General features: G+C 67.5%; 16 protein-coding genes. 6 read left to right on the top strand and 10 right to left on the bottom strand.

Annotation, left to right across the window (positions count from 1 at the left end):
- Positions 1-20: 20 nt before the first annotated feature.
- The 4 genes from YWM_RS0110685 to YWM_RS0110670 are packed head-to-tail and all read right to left on the bottom strand — an operon-like array spanning position 21 to position 4,117.
- Positions 21-2,408, bottom strand: coding sequence for an aerobic carbon-monoxide dehydrogenase large subunit (locus YWM_RS0110685; RefSeq protein ID WP_028850717.1), 2,388 nt, complete (start codon positions 2,406-2,408; stop codon positions 21-23).
- A complete protein-coding gene (locus YWM_RS0110680) occupies positions 2,405-2,926 on the bottom strand; it encodes a (2Fe-2S)-binding protein (RefSeq protein WP_028850716.1) in 522 nt (173 codons plus the stop codon). Before YWM_RS0110680 ends, YWM_RS0110685 begins: the two co-directional genes overlap by 4 nt.
- A 1-nt stretch (position 2,927) precedes the next feature.
- A complete protein-coding gene (locus tag YWM_RS0110675; RefSeq protein WP_028850715.1) occupies positions 2,928-3,803 on the bottom strand; it encodes an FAD binding domain-containing protein in 876 nt (291 codons plus the stop codon).
- A 23-nt stretch (positions 3,804-3,826) separates the two neighbouring features.
- Positions 3,827-4,117, bottom strand: coding sequence for a hypothetical protein (locus YWM_RS0110670; protein WP_028850714.1), 291 nt, complete (start codon positions 4,115-4,117; stop codon positions 3,827-3,829).
- A gap of 212 nt (positions 4,118-4,329) precedes the next feature.
- Here YWM_RS0110670 and YWM_RS0110665 point away from each other — a divergent pair, with 212 nt between their 5' ends.
- From YWM_RS0110665 to YWM_RS23115, 5 genes are read left to right on the top strand one after another with little or no spacing between them, the layout of a single operon-like run.
- Positions 4,330-5,202, top strand: a complete 873-nt coding sequence (locus tag YWM_RS0110665; RefSeq protein ID WP_028850713.1) for an FAD binding domain-containing protein — start codon at positions 4,330-4,332, stop codon at positions 5,200-5,202.
- Positions 5,203-5,204: 2 nt separating this feature from the next.
- Entirely contained in the window at positions 5,205-5,684 is a 480-nt protein-coding gene (locus YWM_RS0110660; protein ID WP_028850712.1) for a (2Fe-2S)-binding protein, read from the top strand.
- Positions 5,681-8,068 (top strand): aerobic carbon-monoxide dehydrogenase large subunit, encoded by a 2,388-nt coding sequence (locus tag YWM_RS0110655; protein WP_028850711.1) that lies wholly within the window; start codon positions 5,681-5,683, stop codon positions 8,066-8,068. Before YWM_RS0110660 ends, YWM_RS0110655 begins: the two co-directional genes overlap by 4 nt.
- Positions 8,065-8,943, top strand: a complete 879-nt coding sequence (locus tag YWM_RS0110650; protein ID WP_052344763.1) for an AAA family ATPase — start codon at positions 8,065-8,067, stop codon at positions 8,941-8,943. The genes YWM_RS0110655 and YWM_RS0110650 overlap by 4 nt, the downstream gene beginning before the upstream one ends.
- Positions 8,940-10,130: a vWA domain-containing protein gene (locus tag YWM_RS23115; RefSeq protein WP_084612312.1), complete on the top strand. Its 1,191-nt coding sequence runs from the start codon at positions 8,940-8,942 to the stop codon at positions 10,128-10,130. The genes YWM_RS0110650 and YWM_RS23115 overlap by 4 nt, the downstream gene beginning before the upstream one ends.
- Here the strand turns inward: YWM_RS23115 and YWM_RS0110640 are convergent.
- The 3 genes from YWM_RS0110640 to hisD are packed head-to-tail and all read right to left on the bottom strand — an operon-like array spanning position 10,087 to position 13,767.
- The gene (locus YWM_RS0110640; protein WP_028850709.1) at positions 10,087-11,130 is read right to left on the bottom strand and encodes a phosphotriesterase family protein; all 1,044 of its coding nucleotides are present in this window, start codon (positions 11,128-11,130) and stop codon (positions 10,087-10,089) included. The genes YWM_RS23115 and YWM_RS0110640 overlap by 44 nt on opposite strands.
- A complete protein-coding gene (locus YWM_RS0110635; protein ID WP_028850708.1) occupies positions 11,127-12,464 on the bottom strand; it encodes an MFS transporter in 1,338 nt (445 codons plus the stop codon). The genes YWM_RS0110640 and YWM_RS0110635 overlap by 4 nt, the downstream gene beginning before the upstream one ends.
- 1 nt (position 12,465) lies before the next feature.
- Positions 12,466-13,767, bottom strand: coding sequence for a histidinol dehydrogenase (hisD, locus tag YWM_RS0110630; protein WP_028850707.1), 1,302 nt, complete (start codon positions 13,765-13,767; stop codon positions 12,466-12,468).
- A 97-nt stretch (positions 13,768-13,864) separates the two neighbouring features.
- On the opposite strand from hisD, the gene YWM_RS23110 reads away from it, so the two are divergent.
- On the top strand, positions 13,865-14,833 hold the full coding sequence (locus YWM_RS23110; protein ID WP_084612310.1) for a LysR family transcriptional regulator: 969 nt from the start codon (positions 13,865-13,867) through the stop codon (positions 14,831-14,833).
- Positions 14,834-14,855: 22 nt separating this feature from the next.
- Here YWM_RS23110 and YWM_RS0110620 read toward each other — a convergent pair whose 3' ends face one another.
- The 3 genes from YWM_RS0110620 to YWM_RS0110610 all read right to left on the bottom strand — a co-directional run bounded on the left by YWM_RS0110620 (position 14,856) and on the right by YWM_RS0110610 (position 18,154).
- Positions 14,856-16,220 (bottom strand): NAD(P)/FAD-dependent oxidoreductase, encoded by a 1,365-nt coding sequence (locus YWM_RS0110620; protein WP_043660506.1) that lies wholly within the window; start codon positions 16,218-16,220, stop codon positions 14,856-14,858.
- The gene (locus YWM_RS0110615) at positions 16,217-17,569 is read right to left on the bottom strand and encodes an aspartate aminotransferase family protein (RefSeq protein WP_028850705.1); all 1,353 of its coding nucleotides are present in this window, start codon (positions 17,567-17,569) and stop codon (positions 16,217-16,219) included. Before YWM_RS0110615 ends, YWM_RS0110620 begins: the two co-directional genes overlap by 4 nt.
- 87 nt (positions 17,570-17,656) lie before the next feature.
- Positions 17,657-18,154, bottom strand: a complete 498-nt coding sequence (locus tag YWM_RS0110610) for an Lrp/AsnC family transcriptional regulator (RefSeq protein WP_028850704.1) — start codon at positions 18,152-18,154, stop codon at positions 17,657-17,659.
- Positions 18,155-18,247: the final 93 nt, after the last annotated feature.

Raw genomic sequence — 18,247 nt, 5'->3', positions numbered from 1 at the left:
TTCACCTGTCAATCCAGCCGTCAGTCCTCGGCGCGCACCGGCGGCGCGCCGGAGACGTCGCGGCGCTGGTTCAGCGCCTCCCACACGCGGTCCGGCAACAGCGGCATGTCGATGTTGCGCACGCCGGTGTGGGAGATCGCGTCCATCACCGCGTTCACGAACGCCGCAGGCCCACCGACCGCGGCGCACTCGCCGATGCCCTTGGCGCCGATCGGGTGGTGCGGCGACGGCGTGACGACTTCGCTGTGCAGTTCGAAGCCCGGCGTCTCCCACGCGCTCGGCAGCAGGTAGTCCATGTAGTTGGACCCGATGCAGTTGCCTTCCGCGTCATAGGTCTGGAACTGCATGCTCGACATCGCGTACGCCTCGGTGAGGCCACCCATGATCTGGCCTTCGACGATCATCGGGTTGATGCGCACACCGCAGTCGTCGACGGCCACCACCTTCAGGACGTCCCAGACGCCGGTCTCCGGGTCGACCTCCACGGTGGCGATGTAGACCGCGAACGGCCACGTCATGTTGGGCGGGTCGTAGTAGGCGTGGTGCTCCAGGCCGGGCTCCATGCCGTCGGGCATGTTGCCGTAAGCGGCCATCGCGCACTCCTGGATGGTCACGCCACGCTCCGGCGAGCTGCGCAGGTAGAAGCGTCCGAGCTCCCACTCGACGTCCTCTTCGGAGGCCTCGAGCAGATGTGCTGCGATCGCTCGCGCCTTGGCTCTGATCTTGCGCGCGACCATCGCCGTCGCCGCACCGGCCACCGGCGTCGACCGGGAGGCATAGGTGCCCATGCCGAACGGCGCGGTGTCGGTGTCGCCGTGCTCGACCACGATGTCGTCGGCCGGTATGCCCAATTCGTGGCTGACGATCTGCGCGAACGTCGTCTCGTGACCCTGACCTTGGGTCTTGGACCCGATCCGCAACAACGCCTTGCCGGTCGGGTGGACCCGCAGCTCGGCCGAGTCGAACATCTTGATGCCGAGAATGTCGAACTCACGGCTGTTGCCCGCACCGAGCGGCTCGGTCATCGTCGAGATGCCCAGCCCGAGCAGCCTGCCCCTGGCCCGTGCCTGCTTCTGCTGTTCGCGGAAGTTGTCGTAGTCGATCGCTTTCAGCCCGACCTCGAGGCACTTGTGGTACTGGCCGGAGTCGAGCAGGAAGCCGAACGGCGTGCGATACGGGAACTGATCGTCCCTGACCAGGTTCCGCCTGCGGAACTCCGCCTGATCCATGCCGAGGTCGTTGGCCGCGGCGTGCATCATCCGTTCCTGGAAGAACATCGCCTCGGTGACCCGGAACGAGCAGCGGTACGCCACCCCACCAGGGGCTTTGTTGGTGTACACGCCGCGCGCCATCAGGTGCGCGTTCGGGATGTCGTAACAGGCGAACGTCGAGTGCAGCAGGCCGATCTTGAACTTGCTCGGCTGCGCGTCGGCGTAGAAGGCGCCGTGGTCGGCGTCCGCGCGGATACGGACACCGAGGATCTTGCCGTCCTTGGACAGCGCCATCTCGCTGTCCAGGTACATGTCCCTGGCGAACCCGGTGGAGATCAGGTTGCCGGTCTTGTCCTCGATCCACTTCACCGGACGCTCCAGCAGGATCGAGCACAGGATCGAACACACGTAACCCGGGTACACCGGCACCTTGTTGCCGAAGCCGCCACCGATGTCGGGCGCCACGATGCGGATCATGTGTTCGGGCAGCTCGGCGATCATCGCCACCGCGGCCCGCACGATGTGCGGCGCCTGCGTGGTCATGTACACCGTGAGCTTGCCGGTGGCCCTGTTGAAGTCGGCGACCGACCCGCACGGCTCGATCGGCGACGGGTGCGAGCGCGGATAGTGCAGCCGCAGCTTGGAGATCACGTCGGCCTGCTCGAAGGCACGGTCGGTGCCGTCCTTGTCGCCGACCTCCCACGTGTAGATCAGGTTGTCGTCCTGGCCCGCCTTGTCGTCGCGGATGACCGGCGCGCCTTCGGCTATCGCCTGCTCCGGGGTGACGAGCGCGGGCAACGGCTCGTACTCCACGTCGATCAGTTCGCAGGCGTCCTTGGCGATGTAGGGGTCGTCGGCCACGACGACGGCGACTTCCTGACCTTGGAAGCGGACCTTGTCGGTGGCCAGCACCGCCTGGGTGTCGTAGGACAGCGTGGGCATCCACGCCAGGTTGCGGGTGGCCGCCATCTCGCCGGTCAGCACCAGGTGAACGCCGGGTACCTCCCACGCGCGGCTGGTGTCGATCGACTTGATGCGCGCGTGCGCGACCGGACTGCGCAGGATCTCCATGTGCAGCATGCCGGGCAGCACGATGTCGTCGACGTAGTTGCCCTTGCCGCGGATGAACCGATCGTCCTCGACGCGTTTCCGGCTGGTGCCGAGTCCGCCGATCTTGCGTTCGTCGACCGCCGTCATGCTTGCTCACCCCGCATCTTGTGGGCCGCCCACTGCACCGCTTTGACGATGTTCTGGTAGCCCGTGCAGCGGCACAGGTTGCCGGACAGCGCCCAACGGATCTCGTCCTCGGTGGGGTCCGGGTTGTTCTCCAGCAGGGCCTTGGCGGACATCAGCATCCCCGGGGTGCAGAAGCCGCACTGCAGGCCGTGTTCTTCCTTGAAGCCCTCTTGCAGCGGGTGCAGCTCGCTCGGGGTGGACATGCCCTCGACCGTTCGCACCTCGTGGCCGTCGGCCTGCACCGCGAGCATCGTGCAGGACTTCGTCGGGCGGCCGTCGACCAGCACCGTGCAGGCGCCGCAGTTGGTGGTGTCGCACCCCATGTGCGTGCCGGTCAGGCCGAGCGCCTGGCGCAGCAGGTGCACCAGCAGCACGCGCGGCTCCAGCTCGACCGTCTTGGTCACGCCGTTGACCGTCACGCGGATCCGGCGAGTCGGTACGTCTGCGCCTGCCGTGGGCTCTTCGTGCACAACAGTCATCTCATGCCGCCTTTCCCGCGGGGGCGTCCAGGACGCGGTGCAGCGCCCTGCTCACGAACGTGCGCACCACGTGTCGCTTGAACTGCGCACTTCCTCGGTGGTCCGACTGCGGATTGGCCGATTCCGCGGCCGCGTCCGCCGCTTCCGCGATCGATCCGTCGGTCAGCTCGTGGCCGGTGAGGGCCTCTTCCGCCGCGGTGGCCCGCGTGCCGAGCGTGCCGACACCGGTCAATGCGATCCCGGCCCTGGTGACCCTGCTGCCGTCCATCTCCACCGCGACCGCCGCTCCGGCCGTGGCGAAGTCGCCGACCCGCCGTTCCAACTTGAAGTAGCTGCCCGCGGGCTGGTGCTGTGGCGGCGGGATCACCGCCTCGATCGCGATCTCCCCCGGCCGCAGGGCAGGTGTGAACGGTCCGAGCACGAACTCGGCCATCGGGATGGTGCGCCTGCCTTCCGGTCCGACCGCCACGATCGACGCGTCGAGCGCCAGCAGCACCGCCGACCAGTCTCCTTGCGGGTCGGCGTGACACACCGAGCCGACCAGCGTGCCGCGGTGCCGAACCACCGGGTCGGCCACCAGCGGCGCGGCCGATGCCATCACCGGGAACTGAGCGAGCAGCGTCGAGCGCTCCAGATCGGCGTGTCGGCACAGGGCACCGACCCGCAGCGAGCCGTCGGACGCGGTGCGGTGGTACTCCAGGTCGGGCACGTTGTTGATGTCGACGAGCATCGCAGGCGCGGCGAAGCGCAGCTTGAGCAGCGGCACCAGGCTCTGGCCGCCGGCGAGCACCTTGGCCTCGTCGCCGTACTCGGCCAGCAGTGCCTGTGCCTGGTCCAGTGATCGCGGCGCCTCATAAGCGAAGCGGGGCGGGTACATGGGTCCTCCTGGGTGCGAGCCGGCTACGGGAGATCGGACGACTCGGTGTCGGATGCCTGGCCGATTTCCGGGCCGGGGTCGGGCGGCTCCGGCACGGCGACCGGCCCGGCGTCGTCGGTGGGATCCGGTCTCGGCTGCTGGTGGGGTGGCCACGGCCCCGGAACGGGCTGACCCGCGACCTTGAAGAACTCGACCAGCTGGGGCCAGGCCCCGACGGTCGGGCTGCCGCCCGGTTTCGGTTCCTGCGGCGCGTTGGCGAAAAGTTCGACCAACCGCGGGTTGCCGCGGTTGTTGCCGTCCGACTCCATCCGCATGGCTGACACCTCTCGGCATAGACGCACGGCGTCATGTGGTGGGAAATGTGATCATCCACCCGGCCGACAGGCGGCAAAACCGAGTTATAAGGCTTTGGTTAATCACGATTGGGTGATAGCCGGACGGCCCTAAGGCATCGCTTAACCGACGCTTGCGGCGGCGGGCTGCGCGTGGCGAAGATGATCCTCGACCACGGCAGCTGGGAGACCGCATGCAGGTACCCGCGCAGTTCGAGTATGAACGGGCCACGAGCATCGCGCACGCGGTGCAGCTGCTCGGCAAGTACAACGGCGCCGGACGGCTGATCGCCGGTGGGCACAGCCTGATTCCGATGATGAAATTGCGGCTGGCCAGGCCGGAAGTGTTGATCGATATCAACGAGGTCGCCGAACTGGGCGGAATTTCCCGGGTGGACGGCGAACTGCGGGTCGGCGCATTGGTGCGGCACACCGAATTGCTGGACGACGACGAGGTGGCCCAGCTGTTCCCGATTCTGCGCGACGCGGAAAAGGTGATCGCCGACCCGATCGTGCGGAATCGCGGCACCGTCGGCGGTTCCGTCTGCCAGGCCGATCCGTCCGAGGACCTGTCGGCCGCGTTCAGTGCCCTGCGCGCGTACGCGGTGGTGCAGGGGGCCGAGACTCAGCGCATCGTGCCGCTCCGGGACTTCTTCGTCGGCCCGTACGAGACGGTGGTCGGTCCCGGCGAGTTGTTGGTCGAGCTCCGCGTGCCCGTACGCACCGGTGGCAGCAGCGCGTTCCTCAAGGTCAGCAGGCGTGCCGGGGACTGGGCGGTCGGTGCGGTCGGTGCCGCGGTGTGGCTGGACGGGGACGTGATCACCGAGGTGGGGATCGGGCTGTCCGCGCTCGGCGCGCGCAACTTCGTCGCTGTCGAGGCCGAGGACTTTCTCCGCGGGCGGTCCGTGTCGGCGGATGTCCTCGGCGAAGCCGGGCGGATCGCCGCCGAACACTGTGATCCGCCGGTCGATCAACGCGGGCCCGCCGATTACAAGCGTCACCTGGCCGCAACGTTGGTAACCCGTGCCTTGCAGCTCGCGTGCCGGCGCGCGGGTCGGGAGGTGTAGCCGTGGAGATCACCGTGACGGTCAACGGTCAGCAACACCGGCGCAGCATCGAACCACGGGTGCTGCTCGCCTACTTCTTGCGCGACGAACTCTCCTTGACCGGCACACACTTGGGCTGCGACACCTCGAACTGCGGCGCGTGCGTGGTGTGGTTGGACGGTGTTCCGGTGAAGTCGTGCACGGTGCTGGCGGCGATGGCCGACGGCAAAGAGGTACGGACGGTCGAATCGCTGGCGCAGAACGGGAAGTTGGATCCGGTGCAGCAGGGATTCATCCGGTGTCATGGCGCGCAGTGCGGCTTCTGCACACCCGGGATGCTGATGACCGCCCGCTGGCTGCTCGATCGGGATCCGAACCCGTCCGAGGAGCGCATTCGGGAGGCGATCTCCGGTCAGTTGTGCCGCTGCACCGGCTACGAGAACATCGTGCGGGCCGTGCGCTGGGCCGCCGAGCACGAACGACGTGACGAGGTGACCTCGTGAGCGACACACTCGAGGGCACAGCGCACGGGAACGGCTCCGCCTACGGCTCGCAGCCGCGCAAGGAGGACGCCCGGTTCGTCCGCGGTCTCGGCACGTTCGTCGACGACCTGGCACTGCCCGGCATGCTGCACGGCGCGGTGCTGCGCAGCCCGCTCGCGCATGCCAAGGTCGTGTCGGTCGACGCCAGTGCCGCGCTGGCGCATCCCAAGGTGAAGGCGGTGATCACCGGGGAGACGCTGGCCCAGCGCGGCATGGCGTGGATGCCGACGCCCTCCCACGACACGCAGGCGGTGCTGGCTACCGACAAGGTGCGATTCCAGGGGCAGGAAGTCGCCTTCGTGGTCGCCGAGGATCGCTACGCGGCTCGCGACGCCCTCGAGCTGATCGACGTCGAGTACGAGCCGCTGCCCGCGGTTGTCGACGCGCGCCAGGCCCTGTCGCCCGATGCGCCGGTGGTTCGGGACGACCGCCCCGGTCAGGAGAACAACCACATCTTCGACTGGGAGTCCGGTGACGCGCAACGCGTGGCGGAGGTGTTCGCCGAAGCCGACGTCGTGGTGGAGCAGGACATGCTCTACCCCCGTGTCCATCCGGCTCCCTTGGAGACCTGCGGCATCGTGGCGGACATGGACCCGGTCAGCGAGCGGCTGACGGTGTGGTCGACGGCGCAAGCCCCGCACACCCACCGGTCGCTGTACGCGCAGCTGACCGGGATTCCCGAGCACCGGATCCGGGTGATCGCCAAGGACATCGGCGGCGGCTTCGGCAACAAGGTCGGCGTCTATCCCGGCTATGTGTGCGCCATCGTCGCCTCGATGATCACCGGCTGCCCGGTGAAGTGGATCGAGGACCGCTCGGAAAACTTGATGAGCACCGCGTTCGCCCGCGATTACCACATGCGGGGCGAGATCGCCGCGCGCGCCGACGGCACGATTCTCGGCCTGCGGGTCCGGGTGCTCGCCGATCACGGCGCGTTCAACGCGACCGCGCAACCGTCCCGCTTCCCGGCCGGATTCTTCGGCGTCTTCACCGGCTCCTACGACCTGCAGGCCGCGCACTGCGCCGTGACCGGCGTCTACACGAACAAGGCACCGGGCGGGGTGGCGTATTCGTGTTCGTTCCGCATCACCGAAGCGGTCTACCTCGTCGAGCGCATGGTCGACCTGCTTGCCGGCGAGCTGGACATGGACCCGGCTGAGCTACGCATGCGGAATCTGCTGCGACCGGAGCAGTTCCCGTACGACACCGCGACCGGGTGGCGCTACGACTCGGGCGACTACCCGAGAGCGCTGGCGAAGGCTTTGGAGCTGGCCAAGTACGACGACCTGCGCGCCGAGCAGGCGGCCAGGCGTGAACGTGGCGAGCTCATGGGGATCGGTCTGAGCTTCTTCACCGAGGCGGTCGGGGCGGGCCCGCGCAAGTACATGGACATGTTCGGGTTCGGCATGGCCGACGGCGCCGAACTGCGCATCCACCCGTCCGGCACCGCGGTCGTACGGCTGTCGTGCATGTCGCAGGGCCAAGGGCACGAAACGACGTTCGCGCAGCTCGTGGCGCAGGAACTGGGTATCGGCGTGGACGCGGTCGATGTGGTGCAAGGCGACACCGACCACACACCGTTCGGTGTCGGCACCTACGGCTCACGTTCGATCGCCGTGTCCGGCGCCGCCGTGGTGACGGTGGCGCGTCAGGTTCGTGAGCGGGCGCGACTGATCGCCGCTGCCATGTTGGAGGTCAGTCCGGACGATCTCGAGTGGGGCGACGGACGCTGGTTCGTCCGAGGCGACGAGGAACTGGGGTACACCCTGGCCGAGATCGCCCGCGTCGCGCATTCGAGCTTCGAGCCACCCGAAGGCGTCGACGCCCACCTGAACGCCGTGACCGTCTACAACCCGCCGAACCTGACCTTCCCGTTCGGCGCCTACCTGTGCGTGGTCGACGTCGACCCGGATACCGGGCAGGTGAAGGTGCGGCGCTTCGTCGCGGTGGACGACTGCGGCGTGCGGATCAACCCGATGATCGTGGACGGGCAGATCCACCGTGGCCTGGCGGACGGCATCGGCATGGCGTTGATGGAACAGATCGCGTTCGACGCCGACGGCAATCACCTGGGCGGCTCGTTCATGGATTACCTGTTGCCGACGGCGTTGGAGTGCCCGTCCTGGGAGCTCGGACAGACGGTCACCCCGTCGCCGCACCACCCGGTCGGCGCGAAAGGCATCGGTGAAGCGGCCACGGTCGGTTCCCCCGCTGCCGTGGTGAACGCGGTGATGGACGCGCTGCGGCCGTACGGCGTCCGGCACGCGGACATGCCGCTGACGCCCGCCGCCGTCTGGCGAGCCATCCAAGGCCGCCCCCTCCGAAGTGATGTGGCGATTACATGAGACACCAGTTTCGCGACGTGGCGGACCTGACCGCGGCGCTGGACGGCGTCGGGTACCTGGCCGACGAGGAGCTCGGCACAGCCCTGTATCTGGCGCTGGTGCTGCAACAGCCGATCCTGCTGGAAGGCGAGCCGGGCGTCGGCAAGACGGAGGCGGCCAAGTCGCTGGCCGCCGTGCTCGACACGCCTTTGATCCGCCTGCAGTGTTACGAGGGGCTCAGCGCGTCGGAGGCGCTGTACGAGTGGAACTATCCCCGCCAGCTGCTGGGCATCCGGCTCGCCGAGTCGCGCGGGGAACGGCTCTCCGACGCCGACCTGTTCACCGAGGACTACCTGCTTGACCGGCCGCTGCTGGCCGCACTCCGGCATCCCGGGCCGCGGCCCGCGGTGCTGTTGGTGGACGAGGTCGATCGCGCCGACGACGAGTTCGAGGCGTTTCTGATGGAGCTGCTCGCCGAGCATGCGGTGACGATTCCCGAGCTCGGCACCCGCAAGGCCGAAGTTCCGCCGGTCGCGGTGCTGACGTCGAACCGCACCAGGGACCTGCACGAGGCGTTGAAGCGACGCTGCTTGTACCACTGGATCCAGCACCCCGGCCCGGAACGCGTGGCCCAGATCGTGCGGCGACGGGTACCGCAAGCTGCCGACGACCTGTGCCGGCACGTCGCCGAGGGCGTCGACCGACTGCGTGAACTGTCGCTGCGGAAACCACCCGGGGTTGCGGAGGCGATCAGCTGGGCCGCCGCGCTGCACGCCCTCGGCGAAACCGAACTGGACGCCGACGCAGCGCGCCGAACCATCAGCACAGTCGTCAAATACGACGAGGACCGTGCGGCGGTGCTGGAAGCCGGACTCGACTCGGTGGTGCCGCGATGACGGACGTGGCGAGCCTGGCGGCCCGACTGACGCAACGGCTGCGCGGCGAAGGCATGCGAGTCGATGCTGAGCGGACCACCCGGTTCGTCCGCGCGCTGTTGGCGCTGAGCCCGGCCGACCAGCAGACCGTCTACCGCTGCGCACTGGCGACCCTGGCCAGTTCGCCCGACGAGGTCGACATCATCGCGCGACTCTTCGGTCGACAGCGGACACGGCAGCGTTCCGGCCGGCTACAGACCGCTGACGGCGCCGGCGAGCCGGCATTCGGGCTGTCGACCCCCAGCACCGCGAACCAGGGTCGGACGGCTGACGATTCGGCCAGGCCCGACCTGGCCGCGCGCCGGCGCAGCGCCGCCAGTCCGGCCGAACAGCTGAGCACCGTCGACTTCGACCAGCTCGACGACGCCGAACTCGCCGCGATGGCCGACGCCATGCGGCAATTCCGGCTGGCCACCCCGCGCCGCCGCACCAGCCGGTTCCGGCCTGCCGTGAACGGACGGCGGGTCGACGGCAGAGCAACGCTGCGCCATGCGCGCCGGACGGCCGGAGAACCGGTCACGCTACGCCGCAGATCTGCGCACTTCGAGCCGCGGCGCCTCGTCGTGCTGTGCGACATCTCGGCGTCCATGGCCGGGCACGCCAGAGCCATGCTTCAACTGCTGCACAGCGCGGCTGTCGGAGCCGAAGCGGAGGTCTTCACGTTCGCCACCCGGCTGACCAGGATCACCCCGGTTCTCGTCACCGACCCCGAGGCGGCGTTCCGGCTCGCAGGCCGCGCCGCGCCGGACTGGTCCAGCGGTACCCGCATCGGGGCTGCGGTGCGACAGTTCATCGACGGCGTGGAAACCCGGAACCTGGCCCGCGGCGCGGTGGTCGTGATCGTCTCCGACGGCTGGGACTCTGGCGAGCCGGCCGTGCTCGACACCGCCCTCGAACGGCTCGCCCAGCTCACCTACCGGCTGGTCTGGGTCAATCCGCGCACGGCCCGGCCGAACTATCGTCCGCTCGTCCGCGGAATGGCCGCGGCACTCCCCCACTGCAGTGCGGTGGTGAGCGCCCACAACCTCGCCGCCCTGCCCGATCTGCTCAAGGCGCTCGCCNCCCCGCACCGAGACCGTAGGCACTTCCGCACGGCTCGACGACTCAAACCTTCATCGCGAGTGCTCGTCGCGGGTTGGCGACAGTGATGGCGTAGACCTGCTCTTCGGTCAACCCCTTGCGCAGCATCAGCGGGATGATGCGCCGCAAGATGTGTACGTACCCTTCGCCACCGTATGTGTGCAGGTTGGTCTTGTGGCAGATGTCCTGCGAGATCAGGATCTGCGCCAAGTGCCCGCGTTCAACGAGGTCGATGATGTAGTCGACCCGCATGGCGTCATTGGGCATGTCGATCGGCGCCAGTGAGTAGTACGACGACTCCTGCCCGAAGAGATCGAACTCGACATAGCAGCCGGTGTCTGCCAATGCGCGAAACTGGTCCCGATCAAACAGCGTCCGCTCGACGTGGCTGATGATCGTGCGGGACACGTCGCCTCCCGCAGCACGCACCACCTTCACCGCGGAAAGAGGCGAATGCTCGTGTCGGGCCGGGTGGATGAGTAACCCCGCTCCCGTAGTGAGCTGCGCGTCCACCGCCGCCTCGAGCACCCGAAGCTCGACAGGGTGGTGTGGCCAGCTCAAACCGATCTCACCGATGACACCGGCCCGGATCGACGTCCCGCCGGCACCGTTCATGATGTCGCCGACCATGTCCGCGGCGAGCTGTTCCCGGCTCCGCCCGTCGAGGAAGTCCGGTTCGTGATACTCGCGGTAGTAGTAGCCGCAACCCATGACGATGTGCACGCCGGAGCCTTGCGACACCGCGGCGAGCCCTTGTGGGTCGCGATGGAGCCCGATCGAGGTCGCGTCCACGACGGCGCTGCCACCTGCTTCTCGGTACTCGGTCAGCTCGGCGATCGCGATCGACACATCGTCCAGCCGGAGGTCCTCCGAGGTGTGCTCACGGCGCACTTCGTAGTAGTTGCGCAACGTGATGGGAGCCGTGTCCCACGCGCGCTGCTCGGGTGTGGCATCCGGTGGCAGCGGCCGACTCAGATCGCAGAGCACATGCTCGTGCGGCTGGATATGGCCGACGGTGTCAGCCGGAACGTCACCCAGAACGGTGCGAATGACGGACTGCGTCGTCACGCCTCCTCCAGAAGGTCACGTCCAGCGGTTTCCGGCACGCCCAGTGAGGCGGCAAAGGCGATGACGCCGGTCAGGACGACGAGCAGTGCCGGCGACATGGCAAGGTCGGTCGCTGACACCAGAGCCGTGGCGGCGAAGGGCGCCGCTCCGCCAAAGAGTGCGAATGCCACGTTGTAACTGATGGCGGCGCCGCTGAGCCTGGTGGCGGCAGGGAAAAGTTCCACGAAGAACGTGTAGCTTCCGCCGCCGTAGAAACACAACGGGACAGCCAGAAGAATTTGGCCGAGGGTTGCGGCGCCCAGGTGACCGGACGAAACCAGTGCGAACGACGGAACCGCGACGACAAGCATGCCGACCGCGCCGACCCGGAGCATCGTACGACGACCGAGGCGGTCCGAGATTCGACCGCCGAGCGGAAGCATGATGGTGAAGGCGATCAACGCCGTCGAGGTCGCAATCAACGACTGGCCGCGAGACAGATCGGCTGTGGTCTCCAAGTACGACACGAAGTAGCCGACCAAGAAGTAGAACCCGAGGGCCGACAGCGACATCACGCAGAAAACCTGCAGCATACGCACCCAGTCGTTGCGCAATGTGGCCCGAACAGGATTGGTTACGTGCACGGACCGACTCTTCAGGGCCTCGAAAACCGGACTTTCCTCAGTCCTGCGCCGAATGTAGATACCGATAGCGGTCATCGGGGCGGCGGCGAGGAACGGAATGCGCCAACCCCACGAGCTATAGGCGGCATCACTCATCGCCATGTCCAACACGACGTAGAAGACGCCCGCGACGACCGACGGGGTGGCGGACATCGCGATGGCGATCGTGATCCATCCACCACGTTTGTCCCGAGGGGCGTGTTCGAGCACGAATGAGGGTGCACCAATGGCTTCGCCACCAGCAGAGAAGCCCTGAAGCAGACGCAGCGCCACCAGTAGTGTCGGAGCAAGCACGCCGATCTGGTCATAGCCGGGTAGCAACCCCATCACGGTCGTCGCTGCGCCGATGAGCGTCAAGCTGATCGTCAGGACCGCCTTGCGGCCGATGCGGTCGCCAAGCGAACCAAAGTACAGACCCCCGAGCGGCCGAGCGACGAACGCTACGCCGTATACAGCGAGCGCGGAGAGGAGTCCCAGCGTGCCGCTCGACGACGGAAAGAACGCATCGGCGATCGCCACCGCCGCCAGTCCGTAGATCGCAAAGTCGTAGAACTCGATGAACTGCCCGACGCTCGCCGCCGAAACCACACGGCGCTGCATCGTCCTGGCGGATGCGCTGGGCGGGGCTTTAGTGGCGGCCGACGTGGCTGAGGGTGATTCACCGGTAGCCATGTCATGCTCCTTCCTCGGCCCACGCGGGACGCGTCCCGTGCAACGCCGCGACACGCACGTCGCCCGAGCGCGCATGCCCCTCAAAGTTCTCCGCTCGAGCCGCGCGGCCGAGTAGCTCGCCCAGCTCAGCAGCCGCTGACGCGTCGCGGACCTCCTGATACGTGACGGTTTTCAAGTACTTGCCGACCCACAATCCGCCCGTGTACCGCGCCGCGCGACGAGTGGGAAGGACATGGTTGGTTCCGATGACCTTGTCGCCGAACGAAACACAGGTATGGGCGCCGAGGAACAGGGACCCGTAATTGGTGAGTTTCTCCAGCGCGTGCCGAGGTTCAGCAGTCATCACATGAACGTGTTCGCTGGCGTAATCGTCTGCGACCCGGTAAGCCTCCTCGAGGTCGTCCAGCACGATTACCTCGCCGTGGTTGCGCCACGCTGCGCCTGCGATCTGTCCGGTCGGCAAACCCGGCAGCAGTCGCTGGACCTCGCCCAATACCTGCTTGCCGAGCTCGGCCGAGGTGGTAAGCAGAACCGTCGGCGAATCCGGCCCGTGCTCCGCCTGGCTCAGCAGGTCGGTCGCAACGATGAACGGGTCCGCGGTCTCGTCGGCGATGATCAACAACTCAGTTGGGCCGGCGAACAGGTCGATACCCACTTCTCCGAACAGCTGTCGTTTGGCTTCCGCGACGTAGGCATTGCCAGGCCCAGCCAATACGTCGACCCGATCGATCGTCTGCGTGCCGAGCGCCATCGCTGCCACGGCTTGCACTCCGCCGATGGCATAGATCTCATCGGCGCCCGCGAGATGGATGGCGGCGATCGAGGCGGCGGGCAGCTTGCCGCGGGGGGCCGGGGTCGCCGCGACGACCCGTCGGACGCCGGCGATCTTCGCCGGGATGATCGTCATGTGCGCGGAAGCCAGGAGCGGATAACGTCCGCCTGGGACATAGGCGCCAACCGCATTGACCGGGATGTGGCGCTGCCCGAGAAACACCCCGGGGGCCACTTCGCTCTCGAAGTCTTGCACCGATGCTCGCTGTAACTCGGCGAATCGACGCACATTTCGCTGCACCGTCCGAATGTCGGCAAGCGTCTGCTCGGGGACGGCGTCCAACGCGCCCTGGATCTGATCAACGGAGAGGCGGAAGGACGCTGGCGCGTATTCGTCGAATTTCGCCGCGTAATCCCGCACCGCCTCATCGCCGCGTTCGCGGATGTCCGCGATGACATCGCGCACGACCTCCGCTACATCCGGCGCATCGTCACTCGCTGATGCCGCCGCTTCCTTCAGGTAAATCGCCACTCGTGCACCCCCGGGAGTCTGGACACGCCCGACCCTAGGAAGACGGCGCTTCACAAGACAACAGCCAAATATCTTGAGAACTTCATAAGATCTTCTTATGACCCTCACCCAACTCCGTGCGTTTCTGCTGGCCGCACGCCTGGGCTCGTTCACCGCAGCAGCCGCTTGCTTGCAGATGAGCCAGCCAGCCATCTCCGACCTTGTTCGCCGACTCGAAGCGGAGCTCAAAGCCGCCCTGTTCCGCAGACGGCCGAAGTCACTGACGCTCACACCCGCGGGTGAGGCGCTCCTCCCCTACGCCGAGCAGGCGGTGTCGAACGCGGACATGGGCGCGAAAGCGGTGCGCTCGCTGGCAACGTTGAGCGGGGGGCAGGCCAGTTTCGGACTGCTGCGCAACGCGAACTTCTACCTCAGCGCGGATCTGGCAGCTCGGTTCCACCACCTGTACCCCAAGGTGCAGATCCGTCTCCTCGGCCAGAACAGCGTGGAAACGGCCAACGATGTGCGTTCGGGTGTCCTGGAAGCCGGACTGGTGACGCTGCCCATCGACACCGACGGCCTCGACGTGCTGCCGGTCGCTCGCGACGAGGTCCTGTACGTGACTGCCCGTCCCGAACGCGCCGCCTCACCTGTGACGATTCATGACCTGTGCCGCCGTCCTTTGGTGCTCTACGACGCGCACTACGCCGAGCGGGACCCTGCCAGGTGCCAGCTCGCTCGGCGGGCCGAACTCATCGGCCGAAAGCTCAGCCCGCTCATCGAAGTGGAATACCTGCCTGCGGCGCTCGACATGGTCGCGGCGGGGTTGGGGGACACGATCGCGTGTGCCGCGTCCAAAGCGAGCGAGATCGACACCCGCCAACTTCACACGGTGACGTTCGCCGAACCGTTGTACGACACGTTGGCAGTCATACGACGACGTGGCGAATTGATCTCTCCAGCAAGTCGTGAGTTCGCCCGCCTGGCGGTCAAGTCGCTCCTGGACAACCCAGCACGGGTCGACTCCTTGACCCTGCTTATCAACGACTCGACGGTCGTGGAAGATTTTCTGACCGACCGCCTGTAGTCCGAATCAACCCAATCGGTCGCTACTCGCCGATGAAGCGGCCCAGCAGGGCAGTCGGCCGGAACGGCTTCCCGGTCCGGTCTTCCCGGGCGTCGGCCAGCTCGGTCGCCCGGAGTCCGGCGTTGATCGCCAGCCACCGCAACGGTTCCGGCTCCCAGCGCGGCCACCGGTGACCGACCCACGGCAGCCGCGTCAGCCGGGAGTCCTGGCCGACGATCAGGTCGGCCAGTGTCCGGCCGGCGAGATTCGAGGTTGCCACGCCGTCGCCGACATATCCGCCGCCCCACGCCAATCCGTTTCTTCGATCGAATCCGACCGACGCCGTCCAGTCCCGCGGTACGCCGAGCGGCCCGCCCCACCGATGCGTGATCGGCGGTCGCGGCCCCAGCGCCGGGAACAGGTCCACCAGCGTCGACGCGAGCTCGTCATGAACGCGTGCATCCCGGTCGAAGGCGGGGTCCACGCGGGACCGAAAGTGATACGGAGCGCCGCGGCCGCCGAAGGCCAGCCGGTCGTCCGCCGTTCGCTGCCCGTAAATGATCATGCGCCGCAGGTCCGAGAACGTCTCTCTCCGGGCAAGGCCCGCGTGGGCCCAGAACGACTCCGGGAGCGGCTCGGTGGCCACCATCAACGAGTACAGCGGGGCGAGCAGCCTGCCGTGGCCGGGCAGCGCCGACGTGTACCCCTCCGTCGCCCGGACGACAACCGGGGCGCGCACCGTACCGGCCGCTGTTTCGACGGTTCCTGGCCGGAGGTTCAGCGCGGGCGTCTGCTCGTAGATCGTCACGCCGAGCCGTTCGACCGCCTGCGCGAGTCCGCGGACGAGCTTTCCGGGGTGGATGGCGGCGCAGTGCGGCGAGTAGGTGCCGCCGCGAACCCGGGTCGCGTTGCACAGTGCTCGCACCTCTGCCGCGCTCAGCCAGTACAGGCCGGTGCCGAACTCGGACTCTTCGTCGACCTGCGCCCGGCCGCGCGCTTCCTGCACCGGCGTTCGCGCGAGCACCACGGTGCCGCCCTTGACGTAGTCGCAGTCGATGGCCTCCGCGGCCGCGACTCGCCCAACCTCGTCGACCGTCTCCTGCAGCGCAGCCACGAGCGCGATCGCCCGCTCCACACCGTGCCGACGGGCGATCGCCGCCGGAGACGCCGGAAACAGCGCGGAGCACCAGCCACCGTTGCGTCCGCTGGCACCGAAGCCGGCCACGTGCGCATCGAGCACCACGATCCGCCGTGACGGATCCGCCAGAGCCAGGTAGTAGGCGGTCCACAGTCCGGTGAAACCGGCGCCGGCGATCACCACGTCGGCTTCGGCGCTCCCCGGCAGCGGCGGCCGGGGCGTCACCTGAACCGTGGAGAGCCAGTAGCCCACCACGTCCGGACCGGTCACAGCCGGCTCCAGGCCTCCGCCAACACCGACCGCAGGATCTGCTCCATCTCGGCGAAATGCTGCTCTTCACAGATCAGCGGCGGCGCGAGCTGCACCACGGGGTCGCCCCGGTCGTCGGCCCGGCAGTACAGACCGTTCTCGTAGAGCGCTTTCGAGGGGAATCCGCGGAGCAGCACTTCCGACTCGTCCTCGTCGAACGTCTCGCGCGTGGACTTGTCCTTCACCAGCTCGATACCGAAGAAATACCCGTCGCCGCGTACGTCGCCGACGATCGGAAGGTCGTACAGGCGTTCCAGGTACGACCGGAACAGGTCGGTGTTGGCCCGCGCGTGCGCGTTGAGGTCCTCGCGTGCGAACAGGTCGAGGTTTGCCAGCGCTACGGCCGACGCCACGGGGTGCCCACCGAACGTGGCGCCGTGTGCGAACCAGTTGGTGCCGTGCTGGAACGGCTCGGCGAGCCGGTCGCTGACGATCATCGCGCCCATCGGCACGTATCCGCTGGTCATGCCCTTGGCGCAGGTGATGATGTCGGGCTGGTAGCCGTAGCGCTTCGCACCGAAGTACTCACCGAGCCTGCCGAAGGCGCAGATCACCTCGTCCGACACCAGCAGCACGTCGTGCCGGTCGCAGATCTCCCGCACGCGCTGGAAGTAGCCGGGCGGCGGCGGGAAGCAACCGCCTGCGTTCTGCACCGGCTCGAGGTACACCGCGGCGACGGTGTCCGGGCCCTCCATCTCGATGGCTTCCTCGATGCGGTCGGCCGCCCAGCGACCGAACGCCTCCGCGTCGCCCCCGTCAGGACCGGCCGCGCCCGCCGGCGCCCGGTACATGTTGGTGTTCGGCACGCGGATCGTGCTCGGCACCAGCGGTTCGAACTCCTGCTTGAGGCCGGGCAGGCCGGTGATGGACAACGCCCCCATCGAGGTGCCGTGGTAGGCGATCGCCCGGGAGATGACCTTGTGTTTGCCCGGCTTACCGGTCAGCTTGAAGTACGAGCGGGCCAGCTTCCACGCGCTCTCCACCGCCTCCGAGCCGGAGGTGGTGAAAAAGACCTGGTTGAGGTCGCCGGGCGTCAGCGACGCCAGCCGCTGGGACAGCTCGATCGCCTTCGGGTGCGCGTAGGACCAGATCGGGAAGAAGGCGAGTTCCCGGGCCTGCTTGGCGGCCGCCTCGGCGAGCTCCTCGCGGCCGTGCCCGGCCTGGACGACGAACAACCCCGACAAGCCGTCCAGGTAGCGCTTGCCGCCGGTGTCGTAGATGTAGGGTCCCTCGCCGCGCGCGATCGTGGGAACCGGCTCGTGCGCGTAGGCCGACATCCTGGTGAAGTGCATCCAGAGGTTGCCAGACATTCAACGGTTATCGCACAGCATCGGCTGCTTTACAAGAGATATCGGCGTACAGACGCCCTTTTGCTACGAAATCAGTTCTCCTCGGCGTCAGGCGGTTCCCCAGGAGTAGGTCTGCTTGCGCAGCTTGAGATACGTGAACGCCTCGGTGGTGAGCACGCCGTCCACCGCTCGGATCTGCTTGATGATCTCCAGCAGGTGATCGTCGTTGCGGGCCACGACCTCGAGGAGCAGATCGAACGATCCCGCAGTGATCACCACGTAGTCGACCTCGGGAATCTCGGCCAGCTGGTCCGCGGTGCCCTCCAGGTCCCCGGAGACTCGCACGCCGACCATCGCTTGCCGGGCGAAGCCGAGCTGCATCGGGTCGGTGACGGCCACGATCTGCATGACGCCGGCGTCGATCAAACGTTGGACCCGCTGCCGCACCGCCGCTTCGGACAGGCCTACCGCGCGCCCGATCGTGGCGTACGGCCGCCTGCCGTCCTCCTGCAGCTGCTCGACGATCTTCTTCCCCACGTCGTCGAGCAGAGCGTGTTGCGCACCTTCGTGCACGACCAGCCGGCGCTCGACAGCCGACCTCGTCATACCAACCTCCTTAGTTCACCAAGATCATGCCGTATTTCGTTGCGTATCACGACCGTTACAACGGAATCCCTTGTTGGATACCGCCCATCGTGT

This window comes from Thermocrispum municipale DSM 44069 (assembly GCF_000427825.1).
Taxonomy (GTDB): Bacteria; Actinomycetota; Actinomycetes; order Mycobacteriales; family Pseudonocardiaceae; genus Thermocrispum; species Thermocrispum municipale.
This window is presented reverse-complemented; position numbering and strand designations above follow the sequence as displayed.

Bases quoted from the DNA above. Each gene is read 5' to 3' on its own strand.
- YWM_RS0110685 (WP_028850717.1), bottom strand. From the start codon at position 2,408: ATGACGGCGGTCGACGAACGCAAGATCGGCGGACTCGGCACCAGCCGG.
- YWM_RS0110680 (WP_028850716.1), bottom strand. From the start codon at position 2,926: ATGACTGTTGTGCACGAAGAGCCCACGGCAGGCGCAGACGTACCGACT.
- YWM_RS0110675 (WP_028850715.1), bottom strand. From the start codon at position 3,803: ATGTACCCGCCCCGCTTCGCTTATGAGGCGCCGCGATCACTGGACCAG.
- YWM_RS0110670 (WP_028850714.1), bottom strand. From the start codon at position 4,117: ATGCGGATGGAGTCGGACGGCAACAACCGCGGCAACCCGCGGTTGGTC.
- YWM_RS0110665 (WP_028850713.1), top strand. From the start codon at position 4,330: ATGCAGGTACCCGCGCAGTTCGAGTATGAACGGGCCACGAGCATCGCG.
- YWM_RS0110650 (WP_052344763.1), top strand. From the start codon at position 8,065: ATGAGACACCAGTTTCGCGACGTGGCGGACCTGACCGCGGCGCTGGAC.
- YWM_RS0110635 (WP_028850708.1), bottom strand. From the start codon at position 12,464: ATGGCTACCGGTGAATCACCCTCAGCCACGTCGGCCGCCACTAAAGCC.
- YWM_RS23110 (WP_084612310.1), top strand. From the start codon at position 13,865: ATGACCCTCACCCAACTCCGTGCGTTTCTGCTGGCCGCACGCCTGGGC.
- YWM_RS0110615 (WP_028850705.1), bottom strand. From the start codon at position 17,569: ATGTCTGGCAACCTCTGGATGCACTTCACCAGGATGTCGGCCTACGCG.
- YWM_RS0110610 (WP_028850704.1), bottom strand. From the start codon at position 18,154: ATGACGAGGTCGGCTGTCGAGCGCCGGCTGGTCGTGCACGAAGGTGCG.